Here is an 11,208-nt window from a genome sequence, read left to right as displayed (position 1 = left end):
AGGCCCGCACGCCAGCCCCGGCTTCCCGCGGTCCAACCGAGCGCCAGGGCGGCGAAAACCACCAGCACGAGACCGTTCTGGCGTACCGACATGGCGACCGCCAGGGCCAGGGCCGCGCCGGCGAGCTGGACCCAGGGCCGTCCCTCGCCGTCCCACGCCTTGGCGGCATGGGCCAGGCAGACGAAGCCCGCGACGCTCAGATTGGCGAACAGCACGTCCTTCCAGACAACGCCCTGGAACAGAAGCAGGGTCGGCGACGCCGTGGCCAGGACGGCGAAGCCGACCGCCCACCAGGACGTCCGGCCCCGCAGGCCGATGAGCGAGATCAGCGACCAGAACAGGATCAGCGCGCTGGCGGTGACATAGAGCCCCGTGCCCGGGACGATCTCGTCGAACAGGCCCAGGATCTTGGCGTAGACCGCCGGGCCGAAACTCTCGCGAACGCCGAAACGGCCCTCATAGAGCTGGGTCACCGAGTCCGCGGAGAGGTGGCCGGGCAGGCTAGCGGCCAGCAGGAAGACCAGGCCCGCCAGCAGGACGGCGCGCAGCACGGCCTCCGGCCTCAGGTTCAGCCCACGCATTGCGTTTTCCCTAGGCGCGTACCTGGGTGACGATGACGACGAAGCCCCCCAGCATCAAGGCGTAGCCCAGCGCCATGGGCCACGATAGCGGTTCCTTGAAGATGACCCACGCCGCGACAGGCACCAGGGCCGAGCCCAGCAGCGAGAAGATGTAGGCGCTCGATAGAGGCACGCGTGTGAGGACGTAGAACCAGAGCAGGGCGGTCGCCCCGTACCAGGCGAACGCGCCGATCAGCGGCCAGTTCTGGAGCAGGCGCCAGATGAAGGGGCCTTCCAGCCGGGCGTTGTAGATCGCCGCCCACTTGAACATCACCTGTCCGATTGGGAGCGCCACGGCGACCAGGGAGCACAGCAGGGCGTTCGTCCATCCCATGACTTGAGATCACTCGCTGGCGATGCGCTCGAGCGTGCGCAGATAGGGGTGAATCGGCCGCGTCGGGACGTTGATGACGTCGAAGTTCATGGACTGAAGCAATAGCTGGACCCCGATGATCACAGGCAAGGCCGCTGTCATCACCACGCCGGCGGAGGCGGCCTGGCCGATGTCGCGCACCGCCAGCCAATGCAGCCCATAGCCGGCGCCGAAGCTCAGAAAGGCCGCGCCGATCAGCATCTCCAGGGTGGCGACATTGAAATCGCGCACGAAATACTGCCCCAGGATTCGCAGGGCGAAGTTCTGCAGGTGCTTCAAGGCGAAGGGCCCGACGATGCCGCCGATGCGCAGGTTGGACACCTCGTCCCCATACCGGGCGGGGATCGGCACATCGCGGACCACTGCGCGCAGGGTGCCCAGATGGTACAGCAAGTCGGTCTCGAAGAAGAACCGCCGCGAAACCCGCTTCTCGATCACCCGCTTGGCGACGCTCGCCTCAATGGCGGTGAAGCCGTTGGTCGGGTCGAATACGTTCCAGTAGCCGGTCGAGACCTTGGCGGCGAAACTCAGCGCCGCATTGCCGAAAATCCGCACGCGGGGCATGGCGGTCAGATGGCTGATGGAGGTGAATCGGTTGCCCTTGGCGTAGTCGGCCTCGCCCAAGAGGATCGGCGCCACGAGCTGCGAAACGTAACTCAGGTCCATCTGGTCGTCGCCGTCGACCTTGACCAGGATCCGCGCACCCAGCCGTTCGGCCTCCGCATAGCCCGCGATCACCGCGCCTCCCACGCCCTGATTCTCCGCCAGCCGCACGACGACGAGGCGCGGGTCGGTGTTGTGGGTTTCGAGGAAGTCGGCGGTGTGTTCGGGACAGGCGTCGTCGACACAGACGATGCCCTCGATCCAGGACGGCGCCTTGGCGATCACTTTCAGGATGTGGTCGCGGACTTTGTAGCAAGGCACGACCATCCAGATTCGAGCGTCCTGCAACGCCGAGTCCAGCGAGCTGACAGGGGACCCGACAAAGGAGGGTTGGAAGGTTTCAGTCGTCTGCATCGACAAGGGTCACCGCCACGAGCGGCTGGCTTACACGCCCCGTTCGTGGTTGCAAAGGCGGCCGGGCGCGACTACCCCGCCCACACCCTCTAGGCGACCTTGGACCCTCCGACGACGATGCGTCACGAGCTGGTGCGCGCCCGCGCCCCCCTTCGACTAGGCTTCGGCGGCGGCGGAACCGACGTGGCGCCTTATTGCGACGAGCACGGCGGCGTGGTGCTGAACGCCGCCATCGACCTGTTCGCGCACGTCACGGTCCAAGCGCGCAAGGACGATCAGGTCCGCCTGGTTGCCGCCGATGGCGAGATCGACTGGCAGGGCGAGGCCACGGCGCCGCTGCCCACCGACGAGCCGCTGCGCCTGCTGAAGGGCGTCTACAACCGCTTCATGGCCGATCATGCGGGCGGCCATGCGATCCCCCTGACCCTCGTCACCTCCGCCGACTGTCCGCCCGGTTCGGGGCTGGGTTCATCCTCGGCCCTGGTCGTAGCGATGGTCGAGGCCATGCGTCGGTTCATGGGATTGGAGATGGACGCCCAGGCCGTCGCCGCCCTGGCTTTCGACATCGAGCGGCGGGAACTGGCCCTGGCCGGCGGCGCCCAGGACCAGTACGCCGCGGCCTTCGGCGGCCTGAACCTGATGCGCTTCGCCGCCGGCCATCGGGTCGAGGTCGAGCCCGTCGAGGTTCCGGCGCGGGTGATAAAGGAGCTTGAAGCCTCTCTGGTGCTTTACTTCACCGGGGTCAGCCGCGAGTCCGCCGCGATCATCGACGAACAGACCGCCAAGATGCGCAGCGGCGAGACCAAGTCGATGGAGAGCCTGCATGCCCTCAAGGCCGGCGCCTTCGAGATGCGCGACGCGCTGGTCGCCGGCGACCTCGCCCGGTTCGGCGCCCTGCTGGACGCGGGCTGGAGTTCCAAGAAGCAGATCGCCCACAGCATCTCCTCCCCCCACATCGACCGGGTCTACGACGCCGCCAAGAGTTTCGGGGTGTTCGGCGGCAAGGTGAGCGGCGCCGGCGGCGGGGGCTTCATGATGTTCCTGGTCGACCCTACGCGACGCGAGGGTCTGAAGCGTCTGCTGGCCACCTTCGGCGGCGCGGCCCAGGGGGCGCGGTTCACGGCGACCGGAGTCGAATCCTGGGACGTGCGGTAGCCCGAGAAACCCGCTAGGACGCGCGACGTGAAAGAGCTCTCCAAATCCATCGTCCGGCGCATGGCCGATCCCAACTTCGCCCGCCGCTGGTTCGTGGGCGAGGGCCTGGACATCGGCGGCAAGCCCGACCCGCTGTCGCTCTATGTCCCCTTCTTCCCAGGGCTGAAGTCCGTCCGGGTCTGGGACTGGGAGGACGGCGACGCCCAGTTCCTGGAAGGGGTGGAGAAGGACAGCCTCGACTTCGTCCATTCCAGCCACTGCCTGGAGCACCTCGTCGATCCGCGTCAGGGGCTGGCGGCCTGGTTCGGGGCCATCAAGCCGGGCGGCTTTCTGATCGTTACCTTGCCCGACGAGGACCTTTACGAACAGGGCGTCTGGCCCTCCACCCACAACCGCGACCACAAGTGGACCTTCACCATGGGCAAGGCCCGCTCCTGGAGCGAGGTCTCGATCAATGTGCTGGAGCTGCTGTCGAACCTCGGCCCAGCCGCCGACGTCGAGAAGGTCGCTCTGCTGAATTCCACCTTCCGCTACGACCTGCCCCGCTTCGACCAGACCCTGACGCCCATCGGCGAATGCGGCATCGAGTTCGTGGTCCGCAAGCGGACGGCCCGCGAGTTGGCCTATGGCGGTCTGGTCCGCGACGTGGTTCAGCCCGCGCCGGCGGACCGCAAGCACTTCAACCAGTACCGCGCCGACCACGCCCACATGAAGACCAGTCCGCCGCCCTTCGAGGATGAGAACGATCTCTAAGGCGCCCCAAACCCGCTGAATCCCCGGCGATTCCGCCGCGCGTGCCATGCTTGCGCCGCAAAATGCGACCTGTTACCCACCGCGCGGCGGCTTACGGACGTTTCGCGTCCGCAGGCCTGTCGGGAGACGTGATGCAATCCGTACAGCACATGGTGCGCACCGGTCGGCGCGGGCCCATGCACGAGTTCAGCATGGCGTTCGCGGACCTGCGCGCCTCCTTCGGCCGGATCGGGCTGGCGTGGTCGCTGGCCTGGCACGATGTGGTGTCCAGATACCGCGGATCGATCATCGGCCCCTTCTGGATCACGCTTTCCATGGGCTTGATGGTGGCGGGGATCGGATTCCTCTACGCCAATCTTTTCAAGATCCCGGTCCATGACTTCATCCCCTATGTCGCCATCGGCATCGTCTTCTGGGGGCTGATCTCCAGCGTGATCGTCGAGGGATGCGGCGCCTTCGTGGGCGCCTCGGGGATGCTGAGCCAGACCTCGCTGCCGATGATGACTTTCATCTGGCGCACCGTGCTGCGCAACGTGATCAACCTGGCTCACCACCTGGTGATCATCCTGGGCACGCTGATCTTCTACGACCACTGGCGCGAGGCGAATGTGGTGCTCTCGGTCGTCGGCGTGGTCCTGGTCATGCTGAACCTGGGGTGGATCTGCCTGGCCGCCGCCATGGCCTCGGCACGGTTCCGCGACATCCCGCAGATCGTGGCCTCGGTGACCCAGTTCGCCATGTTCATGACGCCGGTGTTCTGGCTGCCCGGCGGCCGGCTGCTGGACCACGCGGTGCTGCTCCTGAACCCGTTCTTCCACATGCTGGAGGCCGTGCGCGCGCCGCTGCTGGGCGAGGCGCCTGACCCCATCACCTATCTCGTCCTCGGCGGCATGGCGCTGGCGGGCTGGCTGATAACCTTCTCGATCTTCTCCAACATTCGCCGACGGATCGTGCACTACCTATGAAGGGTCCTCAGGTCTCGATCTCGGTCACCGATCTCACCCTGCGGTTTCCGGTCTATGGGGTTGACGCCAAGTCGCTGAAGAAGCGGCTGGCCAGCATCACGGTGGGCGGCAAGCTCGGCCGCACCATGACCGGCGCCACCGAGGTCACCGCGCTCTCCAAGGTCAATATGAAGCTCAAGGCCGGCGACCGGCTGGGCCTCATCGGCCACAATGGCTCCGGCAAGACCACCCTGCTGCGGGCCCTGTCTGGGGCCTATGAGCCTGACGAGGGCACCATCGACGTCCACGGCCAGATCGCCGCCCTGCTGGACCTCAATCTCGGCATCGATCCCTCGGCCACCGGCCTCGACAACATCCGCCTGCGCGGCCGCATCGCCGGCCTGACGGCGCGCGAGATCGAGGACAAACTGGAGGAGATCGCCGAGTTCACCGGCCTCGGTCCCTTCCTGGCCATGCCCCTGAAGACCTATTCCGCCGGGATGCAGGCGCGCCTGGCCTTCGCCGTCTCCACGGCGGTCGAGGCCGACGTGATCCTGATGGACGAATGGATCGCCGTGGGCGACGCCGACTTCCAGAAAATCGCCCACAAGCGCCTGCTGGGCCTGATGGAACGCGCAGGCATCCTCGTCCTCGCCTCCCACGACCTCGATCTGATCCGGCTCTATTGCAACAAGGTCATGCGGATCGAGAGCGGCGTCGCCTCGCCCGTCACAGACATCAAGAAGCTGGACGAACTGCTGGCCGCCGCCTGATAGATCGTCGGCCGTCGGGGGAGCCCAAGTCTGTGGACGTCATCTTCACCATCGTGTCGCGCAACTACGCGGCCCAGGCGGCGAGCCTGATGGAGAGCCTGGCGACCGCCGAGCCCAAGGCGCAGCGCGTCGTGGTGACCACCGATGGCCCCATCGCCTTCGCCGACGCGAAGATCCGAGTGATCGACGCCGCGACCCTGGTCCCCGACTACGCCGCCATGTGCGCCTACTACGACGCGCTGGAGCTGAACACGGCGGTCAAGCCGCACGCCTTCCGCGCCCTGTTGGGCGAAGCGGGGGTCACGGCCGGCGCCTATCTTGACCCCGACATCTGGGTCTATCGCCCCCTCGATGAGGTGCGAGAGGGCCTGGCGCGCGCGCCGCTGGCGCTCACCCCCCACCTCACCCGGCCGCTGCGGGGCGAGGCCAATCCCAATGACCACGTCATCCTGACCTCGGGGGCCTATAATCTCGGCTTCATGGCCGCGCGCGCCGAGCCGCAGATCGATGCGCTGCTGGCCTGGTGGGCGGAAAAGTGCCGCTTCGACTGCCGCGTGGACTTCGCCAACGGCCTGTTTACCGATCAGAAGTGGATGGACTTGGCGCCGGGTTTCGTCAGCGATCTGGCGCTGCTACGAACGCCGGCGCTAAACCTCGCCTATTGGAATCTTGAGGGGCGTGACCTCGTGAGGGACGCAGGCGGCTGGGTGGTCGACGGAGAGCCGTTGGGCTTCTTCCACTTCTCGGGCTTCGACCCGGCGCACCCGGCTCTGCTCTCAAAGCATCAGGACCGGGTGAAGGTGGCGACCGGTTCGCCCCTGGCGAAACTCCTGGCCGACTATGCCGGCGTCCTGGCGCGCAACGGCCACGAGCAGGCCTCGCAAACGCCCTACGGCCATCGCGCCTTCCCCTCTGGCCAGATCGCCACCACGACCCAGCGCCGACGCCTGCTGGCCGCGGCGCGCAGGGGCGAGGACTTCGGCGGCGGACTCACCGCGCGGGCGGAGGCTTGGCTCTCCGTGGAGCCGGGCAACGTCGTTCGCGAGGCGGCCTGCCCCTCCGATGGCCCGTGGCTCGCCGGCTCTGGGGAACTGGCGCGGTGGCTGATGGCTGGACCCGAGGCCCCGGCCATCGAAGCCCTGCTGCGTGCACGCAAGGACCTTCGCGACCGCTTCGCCACCGACCCGGAGGGGCTTAAGGCCTGGCTGCTGGGACCCGAGGCCCTGGAGGGCCGGTTCTCCGCGCGGCTGGTCCCGGCTGAAACCTGGCGAGACGCCGACCTGCCGCTGCGCGCGGCAGGCTATGTGGCCGGTGACACCACCCCGGCGCGGTTGAACTTCGCCGCCTATGGATTGGCGTTGCGCGCGGGCTGGCCCGACGCCTTGGCCGCGGCGCTGCGTCGCCGGTTTGACGCGCCTGTGCCGGAGCTCGCCCGCGGCCTGCCATTCATCCGCCTCTTCCTCGAAATCTGGGAGAGCCGGAGCGACCTTCAGAAGCTCTTCCCGCTGCTGAGTTTCGCGCAAAGGTTCGCTTTCCTGCGCTGGTTGATCGGCGGTGGGCTGGCGGATGTCGGAATCGACCTGTCCGCCCTCCCGGCCAGCGTGGATAGCCATCCGGTCTGGGAGCTGGCCCGCCTCACCGTGCGCTGTGAACCGCCGCCGCACGTCCGCCCCCTGGCCACCGGCCGGATCGGCGAGCTCGTGGTGGTCGAAACCTGGAGCGCGGGATGCGCCGGTCGCGACGCCCTGGTGTTCGACGCCGCCGGCGGTCGTTTCCGCACCCCCGGCGGCGTCCCCGCCGCGCCCCCGGCCCAGGTGGACCAAGTCGTCTACAAGGTTCACCCCGACCTGATCCCCGCGGACGCCGTGGCCCTGCTGGCCAACGGTGTGACCTGGCGGCGCGCCGTATGAGCCGAGTGCACGGGGTCCGCGCCGTGTGGAAGGCGCTCGTGCCGGAATCGGTGCGATACGCCGCCCAGCCGGTCCTGCGGCGCTTCCTTCTGGGCTATTTCAGACGGCTCTCGCGCAAACCGCACGACGCCGAGGTCTATGAAGGCCCGATCCGGGTGGTCGGCTACTTCGCCAACACCCACGGCATAACCGCCTCGGCCCGTCTCGCCGTCCGCGCGTTTCAAGCCCTGGGGGTGCCGGTAGAGGCGGTGGACGTATCGCCCGCGGAGACCGATTGGGCGGGCACGCCGGGGGTGGTTCGCACGCCGGGACCTTGGATATTCCACATCAACGCCCCCCAAATGCTGGGGGCTCTGATCTATCTGGGTCCGAGGCAGGTGCGCGGCCCGCGGTTCGGATACTGGGCCTGGGAGCTGCCCAAGGCCCCGAAGTCGTGGTTGAAAGACGGCGCCCTGGTGGACGAGATCTGGGCGCCCAGCGAATACACGGCGACCTCCCTCGCCGGGGCGAAGGCGCCCGTGCGCGTGGTGCCGCATCCGATCTTCCTGGAGGACTATCGCGACGTCGCGCCCCTGCCGCGCGCGCCAGGATTCCTGGCGGTCTCCCTGTTTGACTTCAACTCGTCCATGGCCCGCAAGAATCCGCAGGGCGTCATCGCCGCCTTCTCCCGCGCCTTTCCCAACGACCCCACCGCCCGGCTGATCATCAAGACCCAGAAGGGCGCGATCTTCCCCGAGTTGCTCGCCAAGCTCCGCAGCGACGCCCCGCCCAATGTCGAGATCCTCGACGCCGTCTGGCCCTACAGCCAGGTGAAGGCGTTGATCGCCTCTGCCGACGTCCTCATCTCGCTGCACCGGGCCGAGGGCTTTGGCCTCACCATGGCCGAGGCCATGGCGCTGTCGGTTCCGGTGATCGCCACCGGCTGGTCGGGCAATTCCGACTTCATCGACGACACCTGCGCCCTCGTGGCGCCCTCGACGCCTGTGGCGGTGGACGATCCGCAGGGGATCTACAAGGGCCAGACCTGGGCCGAGCCCGATATCGAAGTCGCGGCCCAGCATCTTATCCGACTGCGCGGCGATCCGGTCCTGGCCAGCCACCTGCGCCAGGCCGGCAAGCGGCGTGTGGCCGAACGGCTGTCTCCCCAGGCCTGGTTCGCCACCCTGCCGAACGAGCTGCGCAAGGCCGCCATGGTCGCCGCCAGTCGGGCGCGGAAGAACCAGGCGGCGGACTGACGGCTGATCAATCCTGACGATGCGGCCGGCAGAAGGTGGTCAAGGCGAAGACGCCCACCGCCGTGAACACGGCGGCGGGCACCAGGGTCAGCAGCACCTGGTCGGGACCAAAGCCCGCGGCGCGCAGTTGGCCGGCGATCAAGGGGCCCGCGATGGAGCCAAGCCGACCCACGGCGATGGCGGCGCCTGATCCCGCGGCGCGGATCCCTGGCGGATAGTAGGTCGGGGCCAGGGCGTAGAGAATGTAGAGGCCGCCCACCACGGCGAAGCCGGCGGCCGCGGCGGCGGCGAACAACCCACCGATCTCGGTGAACTGCGACAGGCCGTAGAGCGCCACCGCAAGCCCGGCGAACACCGTCACCAGCAGCCAGCGATAGCCGGCCCGATCGGCGAGCCAGCCCAACAGCAAGGCGCCGACGACGCTGGCGATGTTCATCCAGAACGAGGCCTGGGCGCCGTCCTGTGGCGTGAAGCCCTTGGCCACCATCAGGGTCGGCAGCCAGTTGAGCAGCAGGTAGGTGACGAGCAGGTCGAGGGCGAAGACCAGCCAGATCAGCGAGGTGGCAAGGCCCCGCCGCTCGCCGAACAGGCCGTGGACCACACGACGATCGACCTGTTCGCTCTGTGCCGGACGGGTCTCCGGCAAGAAGAAGAACACCACCGGCGCCAGCAGCAGCGGCAGGGCGCCGCCGATCAGGAAGATGGTCCGCCAGTCCACCGCATCGCCGCCGAACTGCGCCAGCAGGGCCACGGCCGCCCCACCGGCCGGCAGGCCGCAGAACATGCTGGTCGTCGTGATCGCGCGCCGGTTCGGCGGACTGATCTCGGTGGCGATGGCCATCATGTTGGGCATGGCGCCGCCGAAGCCCAGGCCGGTCGCGAGCCGGGCCAGGACCAGCATCTCGTAGCTCTGCGACAGGGCCGTCACCACCGAGAAGACGCCGAAGAACGCCACCGACACCGTCAGCACCGGCCGCCGGCCGAAGCGGTCGGCCGCCCAGCCGCCGGTGAGCGCGCCGATGGCGAGGCCCAGCATGGCCGCGCTACCCGCCAGGCCAAGCTGGCTCGGGCCCAGGCCCAGGTCCGGCGCCATGCGCGGCACCGCAACGCCGAAGGCCTGGATGTCATAGCCTTCCAGGGCCGCGATGCTGAAACAGATGGCGACGATCAGGCCGGGCCCCAGACGCCCCGCAGCTTTCGCGGTCATGATGATTCCCCGGCCCTTGCGCGGATGCATCTGACAGGGCCGGCGCATGCCGCGCCAGCGAAGATATCGGCGCGCGGTATGCCTTTCCGGGCAGCTAGCCGTCCAGCTTGTCGGGCTTGAGGTTCATCAGCCCGCGCCGCTCCAGCTCGCCGATCATCTGGTCCAACTGGCTGCGAAGTTCGATCATGCAGTCGGGCGTCAGGATCAGGTAGCCGGACTGCACCATCTGCTCCTGGCCCGCCGTATCGGCGACATTGGCGGAGAAGGCGAGGCGAAAGACCCCGGACTGGAATCCAAGGCCCGCCATCTTGTCCCCGAAGATCATCGGCAGGTCGAACTCAGGCAAACCGGGCGGGCTGGTCATGAACCCTATTCGCATGATTCCTTGCCGCGCCGGGAGTTGGCGGGGCTGCGGCGGCCGCGATTTGACTTCACCGGGCAGCGATGCAGGATGGCGTCATGTTCCAGCGACCCAGCATTGGACGTTCTCGGCGCGGCAGCCTGCTGGCAGGATTCTAGCCCCGCTCCCCTTGGTGCGTGTCGCCCGGGGATGCGGGGCGACTTCTCCACATCGCGATCCATCGAGCCCCGCCATCGCGCGGGGCCGTCCCATGCCCCTACGCCGGAACACATCCATGCCCGCCGCCGCCACTTCGACGCCTGACATCATTCTTGGCGAAACCGACGCCGAACGCCTCTCCGCCCTGGCCTTGCAGATGGAGCCGCAGGCGCCCTTCGCCGCCAATCTGCTGCTTGGCGAGATTGATCGCGCCGAGATCCAGCCGGATGTCGCCGTGCCCGCCGACGTGGTGCGGATGCATTCGACAGTGGTCTTCATCGACGCCGCGCACGGAAAGCGCCGCACGGTGCTGCTGGTCTTTCCCGACGAGGCCGACATCGCCGCAGGGAAGATCTCGGTGGTCACGCCCGTGGGCGCCGGCCTCATCGGCCTGGCCACCGGCCAGGAAATCCTGTGGCCCAACCGCAATGGCGCCGAGCGCGCGCTGAAGGTCCTGCGGGCCACGCCGCCCGCGCGTCTGGCGTTCTAGCGCGCCAAGCACTTGGCCCGCCTCGCCCGGCGCGGTTAGATGGCGGGCGTGTCGGAGCCAAGACCATGTCCAAGTTCGCCATCAAGCCGCTTACGCCCACCATCGGCGCCGTGATCGAGGGCGTCGACCTCTCGCAACGCCTGGACGACGAGCAGCTCGCCGACATCCGCGC

12 protein-coding genes are annotated in these 11,208 nt (G+C 68.0%); 7 read left to right on the top strand and 5 right to left on the bottom strand.

Annotated elements, in window-relative coordinates; genetic code table 11:
• The 3 genes from RMO04_RS10565 to RMO04_RS10555 all read right to left on the bottom strand — a co-directional run.
• A partial coding sequence (locus RMO04_RS10565) for a hypothetical protein (RefSeq protein ID WP_309644745.1) occupies positions 1-581 on the bottom strand: 581 nt, incomplete at its 3' end.
• A gap of 10 nt (positions 582-591) precedes the next feature.
• Complete coding sequence (locus RMO04_RS10560) at positions 592-954, bottom strand: EamA family transporter (protein ID WP_309644744.1); 363 nt, start codon at positions 952-954, stop codon at positions 592-594.
• A gap of 9 nt (positions 955-963) precedes the next feature.
• The gene (locus tag RMO04_RS10555; protein ID WP_309644743.1) at positions 964-1,944 is read right to left on the bottom strand and encodes a glycosyltransferase family 2 protein; all 981 of its coding nucleotides are present in this window, start codon (positions 1,942-1,944) and stop codon (positions 964-966) included.
• Between the two features lie 183 nt (positions 1,945-2,127).
• On the opposite strand from RMO04_RS10555, the gene RMO04_RS10550 reads away from it, so the two are divergent.
• From RMO04_RS10550 to RMO04_RS10525, 6 genes are all read left to right on the top strand, one after another.
• Complete coding sequence (locus RMO04_RS10550) at positions 2,128-3,165, top strand: dehydrogenase (RefSeq protein ID WP_309644742.1); 1,038 nt, start codon at positions 2,128-2,130, stop codon at positions 3,163-3,165.
• A 27-nt stretch (positions 3,166-3,192) separates the two neighbouring features.
• Positions 3,193-3,918: a methyltransferase domain-containing protein gene (locus RMO04_RS10545; RefSeq protein ID WP_309644741.1), complete on the top strand. Its 726-nt coding sequence runs from the start codon at positions 3,193-3,195 to the stop codon at positions 3,916-3,918.
• A 131-nt stretch (positions 3,919-4,049) separates the two neighbouring features.
• Positions 4,050-4,883, top strand: coding sequence for an ABC transporter permease (locus RMO04_RS10540; RefSeq protein ID WP_309644740.1), 834 nt, complete (start codon positions 4,050-4,052; stop codon positions 4,881-4,883).
• Entirely contained in the window at positions 4,880-5,635 is a 756-nt protein-coding gene (locus RMO04_RS10535) for an ABC transporter ATP-binding protein (RefSeq protein WP_309644739.1), read from the top strand. The genes RMO04_RS10540 and RMO04_RS10535 overlap by 4 nt, the downstream gene beginning before the upstream one ends.
• A 32-nt stretch (positions 5,636-5,667) precedes the next feature.
• On the top strand, positions 5,668-7,545 hold the full coding sequence (locus RMO04_RS10530; protein WP_309644738.1) for a hypothetical protein: 1,878 nt from the start codon (positions 5,668-5,670) through the stop codon (positions 7,543-7,545).
• Positions 7,542-8,780 carry a glycosyltransferase family 4 protein gene (locus RMO04_RS10525; RefSeq protein ID WP_309644737.1) on the top strand — a complete coding sequence of 413 codons (1,239 nt, stop codon included), beginning with the start codon at positions 7,542-7,544 and terminating at the stop codon, positions 8,778-8,780. The genes RMO04_RS10530 and RMO04_RS10525 overlap by 4 nt, the downstream gene beginning before the upstream one ends.
• 7 nt (positions 8,781-8,787) lie before the next feature.
• Here RMO04_RS10525 and RMO04_RS10520 read toward each other — a convergent pair whose 3' ends face one another.
• Both RMO04_RS10520 and RMO04_RS10515 read right to left on the bottom strand, forming a co-directional pair.
• Entirely contained in the window at positions 8,788-9,987 is a 1,200-nt protein-coding gene (locus RMO04_RS10520) for an MFS transporter (protein WP_309644736.1), read from the bottom strand.
• A 94-nt stretch (positions 9,988-10,081) separates the two neighbouring features.
• Positions 10,082-10,351, bottom strand: a complete 270-nt coding sequence (locus RMO04_RS10515; protein ID WP_309644735.1) for a hypothetical protein — start codon at positions 10,349-10,351, stop codon at positions 10,082-10,084.
• A 271-nt stretch (positions 10,352-10,622) separates the two neighbouring features.
• On the opposite strand from RMO04_RS10515, the gene rnk reads away from it, so the two are divergent.
• The gene (gene rnk / locus RMO04_RS10510) at positions 10,623-11,036 is read left to right on the top strand and encodes a nucleoside diphosphate kinase regulator (RefSeq protein WP_309644734.1); all 414 of its coding nucleotides are present in this window, start codon (positions 10,623-10,625) and stop codon (positions 11,034-11,036) included.
• Positions 11,037-11,208 lie beyond the last annotated feature (172 nt).

This window comes from Phenylobacterium sp. (genome assembly GCF_031412415.1).
In the GTDB taxonomy this organism is placed as follows: domain Bacteria; phylum Pseudomonadota; class Alphaproteobacteria; order Caulobacterales; family Caulobacteraceae; genus Phenylobacterium.
Note: the sequence above shows the minus strand (reverse complement) of the source record. Positions and strands in the feature narration are given on the sequence as shown.